Source organism: Nocardia grenadensis NBRC 108939 (assembly GCF_001613445.1).
GTDB lineage: Bacteria > Actinomycetota > Actinomycetes > Mycobacteriales > Mycobacteriaceae > Nocardia > Nocardia grenadensis.
This window is the reverse complement of the sequence record NZ_BDCJ01000006.1, coordinates 153,932-168,898: the sequence shown is the minus strand read 5'-3', so window position 1 is coordinate 168,898 and position 14,967 is coordinate 153,932. Positions and strand designations below refer to the sequence as shown.

Genomic DNA, 14,967 nt, shown 5'->3' with positions numbered 1-14,967 from the left:
CCGGATCTCTCCGGACCGGCTTTCAACGGCTGTCCGTTGGGAGCTCGCATAGCTTATGACAGGGTGCACACAATTCCCAAATCTGCTGGTCAAGCGGACGAACCCAGCTCTTCCAGACGCGCGCTCGCCTGCCACCCCGACCGGTCGAACTCCGCCACCCACGCCGGGGTACAAGCGGCCTGGACCAAGACCTCCAGTGACTCCCGGAACCGAGTGCGCAGATCCGGCTCACCGCCGTGGGCGTCGGTCATATAGCGCTGACCGATCAGCACGCCGGCGAGGGTCCGGGTGAAGCGGTCGGGATCGGTGTCCGGGCGCAGCTGCCCCTGTTCGATCGCCGCGACCGTCAGATCACGGATGGCCGCGGAGAGCATCGGACAGCCGCCGTGGCCCTGCCGATGGAAGCCGGGATCGATGACGAGCCGGAATTCGGCCTGCACGATTATGTCGTGCTCGAGTCGCAGCGCGATCTCGTCGAAGACGCCGTGCAGAATGTCGAGCGGGCCCAGGTCCGTGCGCACGAGCCAGCGATCGATGGTGCTGCGGTATCGCTCGATCGCCGAATCGAGGACGGCCCGCGCCAGATCTTCCTTCGAATCGAAATGGAAGTACATGGCGCCCTTGGTCGCCCGCGATCCCTCCAAAATGCGGTTGAGTGAAGCCGCGGCATAGCCGCTCTTCCCGAACTCAACGGCGGCGGACCGGATAATTGCTGCCCGTGTCCGACGGGCCCGCTCTTGCTGCCGTGCCATGCTCGAAACGCCTCCGAAGCCTTGTGCAATCCGCGGGATTTACACCCGCGGAATGCTCGCGACCGTTCATCCGCCTTCGAGGAGCGGGCCCGGGCCGCGAACTTATCCTGTTGTATGTAGACCTGCGGTCGGTTTATTGACCTGTACCGAACCTTTGGTACGAAACCCAGCCCGCAGAGGAAACACACCGGCTGGTATAATTCGATGGCCCGGGTGCGCCGCAGGGGGTGCGCATCCGGGCATTCCGTTGCGCCGTTCCTGGTCCCCCATACGCCTCCCGCAGCGCCGTCCCGAGTGACACCCCGAATTCGCTGATTCGTCACGGTACTCGGAATCTCGTACCGGCATGCGGTAAACCGATACAGCGGGCTACCATTTCGCCGTCCGGATTTCACGAACCGGACACCGACGAGACCGAACGAATGGCCGAGCGAATCCTCCGGTAACGCAGGATGTTCGACCGCTCGGGCAGGTTCGGGACCGGTACTCAGCAGGCCACTCCGGCCCCTGGATTGATACCGCCCCGCTCATACGCCCCGTTCGGAGCGCAACACTCCGGAAAGCCGGTTCCCGGACCCCACATCTGCGAGAAATCTGCCTTTACCCATCCAAAGGCATTGGTATCCAACATATTTGGATCGTATCGTGCTACCCGTTGTATCAACAATGCCGCAGGTACCGTGATACCGAACTCATGGGTATGGTTTCCCGCTCACCGGGCCGCCGACCGAACGGGCCCGACCTCCCCTACGACCCCGCCGGGGCGTCCTCCGCCCGAGCCACGCCGGACCGGGCCACCGCGACCCGAGTGACGGAAAGCACCAGCATAGCCACCCGATTACGAGAAACGCGGACTCGACCAGTACACTTGCGGCCGCGCCCCTATAGCTCAGTTGGTAGAGCTACGGACTTTTAATCCGCAGGTCCCAGGTTCGAGCCCTGGTGGGGGCACCCCCCGGGCGCGCCCGGCCCACCGGTCGGGCGCCCGGCCCTTCTTCCCACCCCGGCAGCTCCCACCTGTGAGTTGGACCAGCCTCGACCCGGCCGAACTGTGACCGGAGCCGACCCGCGCCGCCTTCCCTCAGCCCACCGCTCGGGCGGTTCCACAATGGCGACGAACAGCCTGATCAGCCTCGTAACCACCGGCCGGACACCGGTCCCGCGCCGGCCGCTGTGCTATTTCCCACGGCCGCTAACGCAATCGGGACACCCGGCGATACGCCCATGACTGCGGATCCGGCCATACACTCGGGTGTGACCCCGGGCAGGGGCACCTGCGCCAACGTGCACTCTTTTGCGGTCGGATGCGTTTCGCATCACACCTACGGTGCCGTAAGGTATGGCCGCATCGGCAACGGTCTACATCAGGTGACCCCCACCAACGCACATATGAAGGGCTTGATTACATGGCAAGGGATCTGACTCAACTCGAGCTGCTCACAGAGTTGGAGCCGGTTGCCGAGCAGAACGTCAACCGGCACCTCTCCTTGGCAAAAGAGTGGCATCCGCACGACTACGTCCCCTGGGACGAGGGTCGCAACTTCGCCGCACTCGGCGGACAGGACTGGGACCCCGAGCAATCCAAGCTCGGCGAGGTCGCCAAGGCGGCCATGATCACCAACCTGCTCACCGAGGACAACCTGCCTTCCTACCACCGGGAAATCGCCGAGAACTTTTCCCAGGACGGCGCGTGGGGCACCTGGGTCGGCCGCTGGACCGCCGAGGAGAACCGGCACGGGATCGTCATGCGCGACTACCTGGTGGTGACCCGCGGCGTCGACCCGGTCGCCCTGGAGCAGGCCCGCATGGTTCATATGACCAACGGTTTCGCCTCCCCTGCCGAGGCCGATGCCGGCTTTCTGCATTCGGTGGCCTATGTGACCTTCCAGGAACTGGCCACCCGCGTCTCGCACCGTAATACCGGCAAGGTGTGCGACGACGCCATTGCCGACCGCATGCTGCAGCGCATCGCGGCCGACGAGAACCTGCACATGATCTTCTACCGCAACATGTGCGGAGCCGCCCTGGACCTGTGCCCGGATCAGGCGCTGGACGCCATCACCCTGATTCTGGAGAATTTCCAGATGCCCGGCGCCGGTATGCCGAATTTCCGGCGCAACGGTGTGCTGATGGCCAAGCATGGCATCTACGATCTGCGCCAGCACCTCGAAGAGGTCGTGCAGCCGGTGCTGAAGAAATGGAACATCTTCGGCCGTACCGACTTCACCGCGCGCGGCGAGCAGAAGCGGGAGCAGCTCGCCGATTTCCTGGACAAGCTGTCCAAGGATGTCGTGAAGTTCGAGGAACAGCGCGACCGGATGCTCGCCCGCGAGGCCGCCAAACGGGAGAAGGCCTTCGCCACGGTGAACGGCTGAGCCGTCCGCAACCGGGAACACAACGACCGAGACCGCCGGTGGCACCGGCGGTCTCGGTGTCTATATGCCCGCCTTCGGTGGGGCGGGTCGGGGCCCTGTGACACCGATTCTTCACTCCGCTGCCCAGTCGCTGCGCTCCTTCACTCTGTCGCTCCAGAACACCTCACTTCACCGGTAGGGCGCCGTCCACACCGCCCACGTCCGTGATCTGCCAACCGGAGTCCTCGTCGATCGTGACCGTATAGGTGACCGTGGACTGCGTGCCGTCCGGATTCTGGGCATTGGTCGAGGTCACGTTCACGAAGACATTCACCTTGTAGACCCCGTCCTGTTCGGACATGACCTTCGCGGTGATGGGGGTGGCGGTCGAGGTCCACTGCAGCGGTACCAGGATCTGTTCCAGTTTCGGCGCGGTGTCGTCGAACTTGCCCGCCAGCCGGGGGCTGGTGTTCTTCTTCAGTGCGGCGATCCACACATCGAGATCCTTGAAGTTCACGGTGGCCGCGCCCACCGCGTACTCGGTGGCCAGTTGCTCGGCACGACTGTCGGCCGCGGCACGCTCGTCGCGATCGGCCACTTCGCCTCGCGCGGTGAAATACAACACGGCGAAGATGGTCGCCGCCACAGCGAGCACCGCGACGACCGCGCCGCGGATCAGGCTGGAAACCTGGATGGACACCGTGCCCGGGCGGGATTCGGCCGGGGCCGGTTTCGCGGAGGTGGCGGCGGCTGCGCCCGTGCTACCGGCGCTCTCCTCCGGCTCACGGCCGGCGTCGTCGGTGTTCTCGGCCATGGATGTCGTCCTCTTTCGATTGCTCCCGATCGGGGCAGCGGCCCCGGCGGTATATCCAGCGGAAATCGGGCGGCCGGCGGGTCCGGCGTTCACGAGGCTAACGCCCGGCCGGGCCGGACCGGCAGCTACCCCGCGGGGGCGCCGCGCCGCTCACCGCCACCGCCGAAAGGGGCTCCGGCGGTGCGTGGTCACGCGGTGAGGCACCCGACAGTGACCGGGTCCGGACGCTCGAGGGAAAATAGAACATTGTGCGAACACAGCTGGAGCAGGAGACACGTCTGCGAATCGGCCCCTACCCGGTCGACCCGCCGGTCGTCCTCGCGCCGATGGCCGGCATCACCAACCTGGCCTTCCGCAAGCTCTGCCGGGAGTTCGGTAGCCCGACCGCGATCTACGTCTGCGAGATGATCACCGCCCGCGCGGTGGTGGAACGCAATGAGAAAACGCTGCACATGATGTCGTTCGACGAGGGCGAATCGCCGCGGTCGATGCAGCTCTACGGTGTGGACCCGGCCACCCTCGGGGAAGCCGTCCGGATTATCGTCGGCGAGGGCTGGGCCGATCACATCGATATGAACCTCGGCTGCCCGGTCCCCAAGGTGACCCGGCTCGGCGGCGGTGCCGCCCTGCCCTACAAGCGCAATCTGTTCGCCCGGATCGTCCGGGAGATGGTCCGGGCTGCCGAACCGGCCGGAGTGCCGGTGACCATGAAATTCCGTATCGGAATCGACGACGAGCATCAGACCTACCTCGATACCGGTCGCATCGCCGAGAGCGAAGGCGCCGCGGCGGTCGCCCTGCACGCGCGCACCGCGGCGCAGCGCTACTCCGGAACCGCCGACTGGTCGGCCATCGCGCGCCTGAAAGAGGCGGTCACCACCATCCCGGTACTCGGTAACGGCGATATCTTCGGTGCGGCCGACGCGGTGGCGATGATGGCACAGACCGGCTGCGACGGGGTCGTGGTGGGGCGTGGCTGCCTGGGCCGGCCCTGGCTGTTCGGCGAGCTCGGTGCCGCCCTCCGAGGCGAACCCGCGCCGGTGCCGCCGACCCTCGGGGAGGTCGGCGCGATCCTGACCCGCCATGCCGGTCTACTCGCCGAACACCACGGTGAAGACAAAGGCATGCGTGATCTGCGCAAACATATGGCCTGGTATTTCATGGGCTTCCCGCTGGGCGCCGAGCTGCGGCGCAGTTTCGCGACGGTGTCCTCGCTGGCCGAACTCGGTGCGCTCGTCGACCAGTTGGATCCGACCGTTGCGTTCCCTCAGGACGCCGAAGGCCCCCGGGGGCGGCAGGGTTCACCGGGTAAGGTCGCGCTTCCGCACGGCTGGCTGGACGACCCCGAGGACGGGACCGTCCCGACCGCCGCCGATGTCATGCACAGCGGCGGCTGAATACCGACAGCCGGCCGCCGACCGATTCGACACGCCGATTCGACACGCCGGAAGAATATCGTATGCGCGTGCAAACATAACTGCGGGCAACTTCCCAGCATTAACCGCTTTTCCGACCCTCTCGTAATGTCCGAGTGGCTCTCAGTGGCGAAATCGTTATCATTGCGGAATCCCGCGCAGCCTTTCGAGGATGGTTGCGGCGGCAGCGAGTTGCGGAAAAGCGAGGTTCATTGGTGGGTGACGATCGGCACGGGCGATCATCAGGGCCCGGAGGTCGCGCCCCGTGGGAGCGGTATCCCGCGGGAGAGTCCCCCGAAATGGACGGCGCGAGGGGGTCCCGTCGGCCACGGCAGCCGGAGCCGCCCGCCAACCCCGGGCCGCTGACGGTCCAGGATCTGGTCGACCGGGTGGACAGTGAGCGTACGGTCCGGCGACGTGAGGGCGATGCGCCGCGCCACGGCGCGCCCGCGGACCGCCCCGCGCGTCCAGCGGGTCACGGGCCACGACCGAATGCCGAAGAACGGCCCCGCACCGACCAACCCGGTCCCGAAGGTCCGCCCGTCGGCCGCCCGAACCGCCCGCCCGCACCACCGGTACGAGGCGGCGTCGCCACCCCGGGCCGCCCGCCCACCGGCTCGTCCCCCGCGGCCCAGCCCTCTACTGCCGGACCACGACGGCCTGGTCCTCCGCCACCCCCCGCTGCCCGGAGCCAGCCGCCCGCACCACCGCAGCGGCCCGGTCAGGATCAGCCCGGGCCGGTTCGGCCCCCCGGCCGGGCGCCCGCGGAGAAGCCCCCGGGCCCGAATGCCTCCCGTCCGGCGACCGGCAACCGGGCGGCGGTACCGCCGCCCGCCAAGCCCGCACCAGACCCGTCGAAGCGCCCGCCGACCGGACAGCGACCCGCCGCGGCACCGGTCGAGTCCGCCGATCCGACCACGGCGGTTCCGCGGCAATCCGACCCCGTTCGAGGTGGTTCGCGACCGGGTAGCGAACCGCCTCCCAAACACCCTCGGCAACCTTCCGGCACACCACGTCGCGGCAAAAGCGCGAAGGCGACCGCCGAGCCACCCGAAACGGTCACCGACATTCTCGACCCGCTCGACGAGAGCGACCCTCGGATCGGCGGCCGGACCGACACTGCCGGTTGGCCCACCTCCGGACCGGCGGCACCGGATACGGTCGGCAAACCGAGGAGGCGGCGCGCCCCCGAAAGCCGGCGCGCCAGGCGGCTACGGATCGCGGGCCGGGCCGCGGTCGCCTTCTTCTCTGTTCTCGCGCTCCTGATCACCGGGGGTGGCTGGAGCTACCTTCGTGCCGCGGGCAACAGCTTCACGCAGGTATCCGCTCTCTCCGAGAACGAGGACGATGTCATCGACGCCCAAGCCCAGCTCGGCGACGAGAACTATCTGATCGTCGGTACCGACACCAGGGCGGGCGCGAACGGCGATATCGGCGCCGGCAGTGTGGAGGACGCGGAGGGCGCTCGCGCCGACACAACGATGCTGGTGCACATCCCGAAGGATCGGTCGCGAGTGGTCGTAGTGTCCTTCCCGCGCGACCTCGATGTCACCCGGCCCGAATGCCACGGTTTCGACAACGAGAACAACAGCTACACCGAAGAGATGTACGACTCGGCGATGGGTGACAAACTCAATGCCGTGTACGCGCTGGGCGGTCCCCGCTGCCTGCTGTCCACCATCCAGCGATTGACGGGCAGCACGATCAACCACTTCATCGGTATCGACTTCGCCGGTTTCGAGCAGATGGTGGACAAGGTCAACGGGGTCGAGGTGTGTGTGAGCAAACCTCTCATCGACGACACGCTCGGCCCCATCCTCCCGGAAACGGGCCGCCATCGCATCGATGGGAAAACCGCCCTCAACTATGTCCGAGCACGGCACGTATACGGGGAAGAGCGCAGCGATTACGACCGGATCAACCGGCAGCAGAAGTTCCTCGCCTCACTGTTGCGCGGGACCCTCTCCGGCAGAGTCCTGCTGGATCCGGGCAAATTGAACGGCATCATCGGAGCATTCAAGGATGCGACCTTCGTCGACAATGTACAGCCGAACGATCTGCTCATGTTGGGACGTTCGCTACAGGACCTCGAGTCCGGTGCCGTCACTTTCCTGACCGTTCCCACGGCGGGCACGACCTCCTACGGCAACGAGATCCCCAGAACCGCGGATATCCAGGCGATCTTCCGCGCGATCCGCGACGACCAGCCGCTTCCGGGCGAGAAAACCGCGCCCGCACCGCCGCCGACCTCGGAGGCGCCGGTCCCACCGTCGCTGACCGCGGTGGACCCGAGCATCCTGTCGCTGTTGGTATCCAACGGTTCGGGCATCTCGGGTCTCGCCAATCAGACAGCCAGCCAACTGGCAAATGTCGGTTTCAATATCTACAACGCCGGTAATTACACCGAGGGCAATTCCACCGAGACCAAAGTTCGTTACTCCCCCGGCCACGAGGCCGAGGCGGCGACGGTTGCCAGCGCTGTTCCCGGGGCCACCATGGAACTCGACGAGACGCTGGACAGTATCGTCGAACTGGTCCTGGGTGAGAACTTCCAGCAGGTGGTGAACGAACCCACGCCGGTCGGCAGCCCGATCACCGATGTGCCCGCCGCGAGCGCTGCCCCGGTGGAGTTGCCCAGCGATCTCGAACATGTGAACGCCGCCGACGACCCCTGCGCCGCCTGACCCGCGGACACGGATCGACCGACCGCCGTCGACTCATAGCTGAACTCCGGGTGGTCCCGCACAGGGACCACCCGGAGTTCTTTGCGAACGTACCCGGACTCCGTCGTCCTCCGGCATCCCTACATCAGGCAGGAAATCATCGTCGTCAGAACCGCGGTAACGGCGCCAGATATGAGCACCACTGATTCACCGCCTGTTGGTGACTTGGTCAGCACCGCCAACTACTGTCTGTTTTATGCGTGTCATCTACAACGAGCAAATGGCCGACCTCGCCCACCTGTTGGGCGAGATGGCCGGTATCGCCGGTTCGGCCATGGATCGCGCCACGCAGGCTCTGCTCCAGGCCGATCTGTCGCTGGCCGAACAGGTCATCGGCGAGGGCGACCGGATCGCCGAGATGATCGCCGACGCCGAGGAGAAATCGTTCGCCCTGCTGGCCCTGCAGGCCCCGGTCGCGGGCGACCTCCGGCAGGTGGTCAGCGCGATCCAGATCGTCAACGATGTCAACCGGATGAGTACCCTGGCGCTGCATGTGGCCAAGGTGGCCCGTCGGCGGCATCCGAACCACGCCTTGCCCGAAGCGGTCAACGGCTACTTCGCCGAAATGGGCCGGATCGCGGTCAGTATGGGTAACGGCGCCCAGGAAGTGCTCGACACCCGGGATCCCGAGCGCGCGGCCCAGCTGAACCAGGACGACGAGGCGATGGACGATCTGCACCGTCACCTGTTCACCCTGCTGATGGACCGCGAATGGAAGTACGGGGTGGCCGCGGCGGTCGATGTGACGCTGCTGGGCCGCTACTACGAGCGTTTCGCCGACCACGCGGTCGAGATCGGCCGCCGGGTGATCTTCCTCGTGACCGGTGTGCTCCCGACGGACGAGGACACGGAGTCCTGACCCGAACCAGAAGGCCCGCACCGGATGGTGCGGGCCTTCTCTGTATTCGGAGCTCAACCGAAGCGGCCGGAGATGTAATCCTCGGTGGCCTTTTCGCCCGGGTTCGAGAAGATCTTCTCGGTATCGTCGATTTCGACGAGCCGGCCCGGTTTACCCTGGGCCTCGAGATTGAAGAACCCGGTCTTATCGCTCACCCGCGCCGCCTGCTGCATATTGTGGGTGACGATAACGATCGTGTATTCCTTCTTCAGCTCGGTGATCAGGTCCTCGATCGCCAGCGTGGAAATCGGGTCCAGAGCCGAGCAGGGCTCGTCCATCAGCAGCACATCCGGGGACACCGCGATGGCGCGCGCGATGCACAGACGCTGCTGCTGACCGCCGGAGAGTCCGCCACCGGGCTTGTCCAGGCGATCCTTCACCTCGGTCCACAGGTTCGCGCCGCGCAGCGAACGCTCGGCGACCTCGTCGAGTTCGCCCTTGTTGCGCACACCCTGCAGTTTGAGGCCGGCCACCACATTGTCGCGAATGGACATGGTGGGGAACGGGTTCGGCCGCTGGAACACCATGCCGATGGTGCGGCGCACGCCGACCGGGTCCACCTGCGAGGCGTAGATGTCCTCGCCGTCGAGCATCACCGCGCCCTCGACCCTGGCGTTCGGGGTCACCTCATGCATCCGGTTCAGCGACCGCAACACCGTGGATTTCCCACAACCCGACGGTCCGATGAAGGCGGTCACACTGCGCGGCAAGACGTTGAGCGAGACATCGGCGACGGCGTGGAATTTGCCGTAGAAGATGTTCAGGTCTTTGATGTCGATCCGCTTGGCCATCTGTTTTCCGTTTCCGCCCTTATCGGTTCCGCGTGAGGAGCTTGTTGACAGCCGCGGCCGCCAGGTAGAGCACCGCGATCATGAGGATCAGCGTCAGCGCGGCACCCCACACCCGCTGCCGGCCCGCGTCTTCGGCGCTCTTCAATTCCTGGAAGATCAGCAGCGGCAGCGAGGCCATATTGCCGTCGAAGATGTTCATATTGATCGCCTTGCTGTAGCCGACCAGCACCAGCACGGGCGCCGTTTCGCCCATCACGCGTGCCAGTGCGAGCAGGATCCCGGAGATCATGCCGGGCAGGGCGGTCGGGATGACGATCCGCACGATCGTCTTCCACTTCGGGATGCCGAGCGCGTAGGAGGCTTCCCGCAGCTCGTCCGGGACGAGTTTGAGCATCTCCTCGGTATTGCGAACGACCACCGGGAGCATCAGCAGTACCAGGGCCAGCGCCACGGCGAAGGAGCTCTGCGGGAAGCCCAGGGTCGCGATCCACAGCGCGAAGATGAACAGCGCCGCGACGATGGAGGGGACACCGGCGAGGATATCGACCATGAAGGTGGTCACCTTGGCGAACCGGCCGGTGCCGTATTCGATCAGATAGACCGCTGCCATGATGCCGAGCGGTACGGCGATGACCGCGGCCACCGCCGACTGCACGATGGTGCCGTAGATGGCGTGGTACACACCGCCACCGGTCTGATCCGGTAGCACGCCCTTCTGCGAGTTCTGCCACCATTCGAGCGACAGGACGACACCGATACCGTTGCTGACCACCATCCACAGCACCCAGCCCAGCGGGATGAGCGCGATGAGGAAGCACAGCGTGAAGATCCCGGTCGCCAGGTTGTTCTTGATCTTGCGAGCGGTACTCACGTCCCGGAATGCCGGCGCCTTGATCGGCTTGTCCAGGCCGATCGTCGTGGTGGTGGTGGTCATCAGCCGTTCACCTTTCCGCCCGCCGCGAGCCGGGCCAGCGCGTTGACGACGAAGGTCAGCGCGAAGAGCACGAAGCCCGCCGCGATATAGGCGCCGGTCGGCAGTGGTGCGCTGAATTCGGCGGCGGCCGAGGCGATCTTGGACGCGAAGGTGAAGCCGCCGTCCAACAGCGACCAGGTACCCGGGGTCGCCGAGATCTTCAGGATGAGCAGGACCGCGATGGTCTCACCGAGCGCCCGCCCCAGGCCGAGCATGGAACCGGCGATCACACCGCTGCGGCCGTAGGGCAGGACGGTCATCCGCACGACCTCCCATTTGGTGGCGCCGAGCGCCTGGGCCGCCTCGATATGCGCCCGCGGAGTCAGCGCGAAGACCTCGCGCGAGACCGAGGTGATGATCGGCAGGATCATCACCGCCAACACCACGCCTGCGGTGAAGATGGTCCCGCCGCCGCCGATCGAGACGTTGCCGTCGGAGAACAGGAAGAACCAGCCGAGGTTGTTGTTCAGGAACTCCTGGACCGGTTTCAGATACTCCGCCAGTACCAGCAGGCCCCACAGGCCGTACACGATCGAAGGCACCGCGGCCAGCAGATCGGTCAGCATGGAGAACGGGCGGGCGAGCCGCTTGGGTGCGTACCGGGTCAGGAACAGCGCGATCCCGACACCGATCGGCACTGCGATAACCAGCGCGAATGCGGAGCTCAACACCGTCACCATGAACAGGTCACGGATGCCGAAGCGGAGATTGTCCGCGTCACCGGTATTGAACTCCGCACTGGTGAAGAAGTTCACCTCGTCAGCCCGGAGCGAAGGCACCGCACGAATCAGTAGGAACAATGCGATCAGCGCGATGGAGGCCACGATGATCGCCGCGGCGGTGGTCGCCAGCGATTTGAACACCAACTCGGCCCGCCTGCCGTGACCGCGACTTTCACCGCCTAGTGGTGGCTTGCTCGGATGGCTCGACATCGATGCGGGGACTCCTGCCTTCGGCAGGCCCGTCGCGCTGGACGAGCCCGCGGAGGCTACCTCTGGGTTGACTGTCATATTCGCGCTATCAGGAGATGGCGTTGATCGCCGTGGTCAGCTTGGTCTTGAACTCCTCCGGGATCGGCACGTAACCGTTGTCCGCCAGACCGGCCTGGCCGTTGGTGACGGCGGAGGTCAGGAAAGCCTTGACAGCGGTCGCGGTCGCCCCGTCGGTGTACTTGGAGCACACGATCTCATAGGTCGGCAGGATGATCGGGTAGGAACCGGCCTCGGTGGGCTTGTAGAACGACGAGGTGTCGAGCACCAGGTCGTTGCCCTCGCCCTTGATCTTCACGCCGTTGATCGCCTTACCGGCGGTCTCGGAGGTCAGCTCGACCGGTTCGGGACCCGCGGAGGTGATGATCCGGGCCACGGACAGGTTCTGCGACTTGGCGAACGACCACTCGTTGTACGAGATCGAGTTCTCGGTGTTCTTCACCGCGGCCGAGGTGCCCTCGTTGCCCTGGGTGCCCTCCCCGACACCGCCGTTGAAGACCTTGCCGGCGCCCTTGCCCCACGCGCCCTCGGACGCGGAGTCCAAGTAGAGCTGCAGGTTGTCGGTGGTGCCGGACTCATCGGACCGGTAGACGACCTTGATCGGCTCGGCGGGCAGCTGCTTGCCCTCGTTGAGCGCCTTGATCTCCGGGGCGTCCCAGGTCTTGACAGTGCCGTTGAAGATCTTGGCCACGGTCGGGCCGTCGAGCGCCAGATCGGTGACGCCGTCGATGTTGTAGGTGATGGCGATCGGGCCGAACACGGTCGGCAGGTTCCACGCGGGGGAAGCGCAGCGCTCGGCGGCCGCGGCGGGCTCGCCCTTCTTCTCACTGAGCGGGGAGTCGCTACCGGCGAAATCTGTCTGGCCGCCGAGGAATTCCTTGACGCCCGCGCCGGAACCGCTCGAGGTGTAGTTGAGGGTCTGGCCGTCACAGTTGGTCTCGAAGGCGGCGGTGAAACGCTCGACGGCGTTCTTCTGCGCCGAGGAGCCGCTGGCCTTGAGGGCCTCCTTGCCGCCGCAGGTGACGTCGGAGTTGGCCTCGACTCCGGTCGAGGACGCATTGTCGTCACTACCGCAGGCGGCCAGCGGCAGGGTCACGGCCGCGATCACACCGACGAGGGCGCTGCTGCGCTTGAACTTCACTCCAGTCCTCCGGATACGTCCTACTCGCCCGGTCCCTCACCGGCCCGGGCGCGTGTCGTGGTGCGGCCGTTCGCGGGGAACTTGCACACCGGGCGACCCACTGCCGCCCAGAATCAAACTAGGGCGCGTCGGTGGACAGCTGGACCAGGGCAAGTGAACGGAAGGTGAACAGGGCGGCGCGAACACGTCCGTTATGTGTGATGTTTGCCGCGCCGTTACTCCACACATACCGGAATGCGACATTCCCACCCCTGGAGGTAAGGGGCGCACACCGCGCCGTAACCGTCCGGTTCCCGCGTCTCAGCCCGGTATCGAGTAGGCGATATCGATATGCGCCGGGGCGAAGTCCAGTCCGCGATAGGTGCGGACCGCCGGCGCATTGTCCGCCTCGGTGTACAGCAGCACCTCGCCCAAGCCCGCGTCGCGCAAATGGTGCAGGCCGATCAGGGTGAGCAGCCGGCCCAGCCCACGCCCCTGGGCGGCCGGATCGATACCGACCACGTACACCTCACCGGCCGGCGGCTCCTCGTCACGGTGGACCTTGGTCCAGTGGAACCCGAGCAACCGTTGCGGCCGCTGCGCATCGAAGGCCAGGAAGAGCCCCGCCGGATCGAACCACGGTTCGGCGCGGCGCTCCTCCAGCTCGCGGGCGGACCAGCCGCCCTGCTCAGGATGCCAATCGAACGCCGCATTGTTGACCCGCAGCAGCTCCGCGTCGTCGGCCGGGCCGCGATAGGTGCGGACCACCAGCTCGTCGGGCACCTCGACCGCCGGTAGCTCGGGGATCGCCAGCGGGCGCCGCATCTGCCAGAGCTCCCGCGCCGCCGACAGCCCCAGCCGCCGCGCCACCGCCTCCGCGGCCGGCAGTTTCCCGTGCGCCCAGATCCGGGCTCCCGGCCCGCCGGCGGCCAGCACGGCCGCCACCAGATCCCCGCCGATTCCGCGCCCCCGCCATTCCGGGGCCACCGCCGCCTCGGCCATGGCAGGGTGCTCGCCGTGCGCCGGAGTCAGACTCGCGTATCCGGCCACCTCGTCGCCCGCCACGGCCAGCAGGTGGCGGGCCGGCGATTCCCGGCGCAGGCCCAGCCGGACCTGTTCGGAAACCGGCTCGACGCCGTCGGCGGTCGCCGCGGCGTCGAACAGCGCGCTCAGCCGACCGGTCCGGGCGGCGGAGGGAAGCTCGCACCACTGCAGTGCGTACTCACCCATATCGGCCGGACTCACTGGACCGTGCCGTTGACCGGTGCCATCGAATCCTCTTCGGTCCCGTCCTTATCGCCGCCCGCCGACCGGGCATCGGGGTCGTTCTTGTTGTTCGAACGAGCGGGCCGCACCGCCTTGTACCCGACATTGCGCACGGTACCGATCAACGACTCGTACTCACTGCCCAGCTTCGCGCGCAACCGCCGAACGTGCACGTCGACGGTCCGGGTACCGCCGAAGAAGTCGTAACCCCACACCTCCTGCAGCAGCTGGGCCCGGGTGAAGACCCGGCCGGCGTGCTGGGCGAGGTACTTCAGCAGTTCGAATTCCTTGTAGGTCAGATCGAGCGGGCGCCCGCGCAGCCGCGCGGTATAGGTGCCCTCATCGATCACCAGCTCGCCGAGGGTGATCTTCCCGGAGTTCTCCGGGCCGGTCGAACCGCCGGTCCGGCCGACGAGCAGCCGGAGCCGGGCATCCAGTTCCGCGGGCCCGGTACTGGGCAGGAGAATATCGTCGAGACCCCAGTCGGCATTCACCGCGACCAGCCCGCCCTCGGTGAGCACGGCGACCACGGGGACCGACGAACCTGTGCTGCCGAGCAGCCGGCACAGTCCGCGAGCGGCCGCCAGATCCGAGCGCGCGTCCACCAGCGCGATATCGGCGGTACCCGCCTCCAGTAGCGACGCCACCTCGGTGGGCGCGGGCCGCACATTGTGCGGGAGCAGCGACAACGAGGGCAGAACCGATTCGGGGTCGGCGTCGGAGGTCAGCAGGAGCAGCTCCACAAGCACTCCTCCCATCTCGTAGCTACGCGAAAGCCAGCTTCGTCGCCGTCGCCACGTTGCTCATCCATCTGTAATCGTTGCAAGATTAGCGCGTCGAACTGTGTTTATTCGCGTCGCCTGCAGCGCCGC

At 66.5% G+C, this 14,967-nt stretch carries 13 protein-coding genes and 1 tRNA gene; 5 read left to right on the top strand and 9 right to left on the bottom strand.

What is annotated here, in order from left to right; translation table 11 throughout:
• Positions 1–89: 89 nt before the first annotated feature.
• Positions 90–752, bottom strand: coding sequence for a TetR family transcriptional regulator (locus tag NGR01S_RS07710; protein ID WP_063035489.1), 663 nt, complete (start codon positions 750–752; stop codon positions 90–92).
• An 878-nt stretch (positions 753–1,630) separates the two neighbouring features.
• Here NGR01S_RS07710 and NGR01S_RS07705 point away from each other — a divergent pair.
• Positions 1,631–1,703 (top strand) — tRNA-Lys (locus tag NGR01S_RS07705).
• A gap of 455 nt (positions 1,704–2,158) precedes the next feature.
• Entirely contained in the window at positions 2,159–3,127 is a 969-nt protein-coding gene (locus NGR01S_RS07700; RefSeq protein WP_063035488.1) for an acyl-ACP desaturase, read from the top strand.
• A gap of 163 nt (positions 3,128–3,290) precedes the next feature.
• On the opposite strand, the gene NGR01S_RS07695 is transcribed toward NGR01S_RS07700, so the two are convergent.
• Positions 3,291–3,920, bottom strand: coding sequence for a hypothetical protein (locus tag NGR01S_RS07695; protein WP_063035487.1), 630 nt, complete (start codon positions 3,918–3,920; stop codon positions 3,291–3,293).
• Between the two features lie 248 nt (positions 3,921–4,168).
• On the opposite strand from NGR01S_RS07695, the gene dusB reads away from it, so the two are divergent.
• On the top strand, positions 4,169–5,317 hold the full coding sequence (dusB, locus tag NGR01S_RS07690; RefSeq protein ID WP_084480468.1) for a tRNA dihydrouridine synthase DusB: 1,149 nt from the start codon (positions 4,169–4,171) through the stop codon (positions 5,315–5,317).
• A gap of 1,229 nt (positions 5,318–6,546) precedes the next feature.
• On the opposite strand, the gene NGR01S_RS32340 is transcribed toward dusB, so the two are convergent.
• Positions 6,547–6,828 (bottom strand): hypothetical protein, encoded by a 282-nt coding sequence (locus tag NGR01S_RS32340; protein ID WP_245664476.1) that lies wholly within the window; start codon positions 6,826–6,828, stop codon positions 6,547–6,549.
• On the opposite strand from NGR01S_RS32340, the gene NGR01S_RS32335 reads away from it, so the two are divergent.
• Positions 6,724–8,019: an LCP family protein gene (locus NGR01S_RS32335; protein ID WP_490885162.1), complete on the top strand. Its 1,296-nt coding sequence runs from the start codon at positions 6,724–6,726 to the stop codon at positions 8,017–8,019. The genes NGR01S_RS32340 and NGR01S_RS32335 overlap by 105 nt on opposite strands.
• A gap of 235 nt (positions 8,020–8,254) precedes the next feature.
• Positions 8,255–8,917: a phosphate signaling complex protein PhoU gene (gene phoU, locus NGR01S_RS07680; RefSeq protein WP_063035485.1), complete on the top strand. Its 663-nt coding sequence runs from the start codon at positions 8,255–8,257 to the stop codon at positions 8,915–8,917.
• A 53-nt stretch (positions 8,918–8,970) separates the two neighbouring features.
• Here the strand turns inward: phoU and pstB are convergent, their stop codons facing one another.
• The 6 genes from pstB to NGR01S_RS07650 all read right to left on the bottom strand — a co-directional run bounded on the left by pstB (position 8,971) and on the right by NGR01S_RS07650 (position 14,838).
• Positions 8,971–9,747: a phosphate ABC transporter ATP-binding protein PstB gene (gene pstB / locus NGR01S_RS07675; protein WP_063035484.1), complete on the bottom strand. Its 777-nt coding sequence runs from the start codon at positions 9,745–9,747 to the stop codon at positions 8,971–8,973.
• Positions 9,748–9,766: 19 nt separating this feature from the next.
• Complete coding sequence (gene pstA / locus NGR01S_RS07670) at positions 9,767–10,681, bottom strand: phosphate ABC transporter permease PstA (protein ID WP_063035483.1); 915 nt, start codon at positions 10,679–10,681, stop codon at positions 9,767–9,769.
• Positions 10,681–11,652 (bottom strand): phosphate ABC transporter permease subunit PstC, encoded by a 972-nt coding sequence (gene pstC / locus NGR01S_RS07665; protein WP_063035482.1) that lies wholly within the window; start codon positions 11,650–11,652, stop codon positions 10,681–10,683. The genes pstA and pstC overlap by 1 nt, the downstream gene beginning before the upstream one ends.
• Positions 11,653–11,740: 88 nt before the next feature.
• Positions 11,741–12,850, bottom strand: a complete 1,110-nt coding sequence (pstS, locus tag NGR01S_RS07660) for a phosphate ABC transporter substrate-binding protein PstS (RefSeq protein ID WP_063035481.1) — start codon at positions 12,848–12,850, stop codon at positions 11,741–11,743.
• A 300-nt stretch (positions 12,851–13,150) separates the two neighbouring features.
• Positions 13,151–14,059 carry a mycothiol synthase gene (gene mshD / locus NGR01S_RS07655; protein ID WP_084480531.1) on the bottom strand — a complete coding sequence of 303 codons (909 nt, stop codon included), beginning with the start codon at positions 14,057–14,059 and terminating at the stop codon, positions 13,151–13,153.
• An 11-nt stretch (positions 14,060–14,070) separates the two neighbouring features.
• Positions 14,071–14,838, bottom strand: coding sequence for a winged helix-turn-helix transcriptional regulator (locus NGR01S_RS07650; RefSeq protein WP_063035480.1), 768 nt, complete (start codon positions 14,836–14,838; stop codon positions 14,071–14,073).
• Positions 14,839–14,967: the final 129 nt, after the last annotated feature.

Coding starts and splice junctions, on each gene's coding strand:
- pstB (WP_063035484.1), bottom strand. CDS start 9,747: ATGGCCAAGCGGATCGACATCAAAGACCTGAACATCTTCTACGGCAAA.
- pstC (WP_063035482.1), bottom strand. CDS start 11,652: ATGTCGAGCCATCCGAGCAAGCCACCACTAGGCGGTGAAAGTCGCGGT.
- mshD (WP_084480531.1), bottom strand. CDS start 14,059: ATGGGTGAGTACGCACTGCAGTGGTGCGAGCTTCCCTCCGCCGCCCGG.
- phoU (WP_063035485.1), top strand. CDS start 8,255: ATGCGTGTCATCTACAACGAGCAAATGGCCGACCTCGCCCACCTGTTG.
- pstA (WP_063035483.1), bottom strand. CDS start 10,681: ATGACCACCACCACCACGACGATCGGCCTGGACAAGCCGATCAAGGCG.
- NGR01S_RS07710 (WP_063035489.1), bottom strand. CDS start 752: ATGGCACGGCAGCAAGAGCGGGCCCGTCGGACACGGGCAGCAATTATC.
- NGR01S_RS07700 (WP_063035488.1), top strand. CDS start 2,159: ATGGCAAGGGATCTGACTCAACTCGAGCTGCTCACAGAGTTGGAGCCG.
- NGR01S_RS07695 (WP_063035487.1), bottom strand. CDS start 3,920: ATGGCCGAGAACACCGACGACGCCGGCCGTGAGCCGGAGGAGAGCGCC.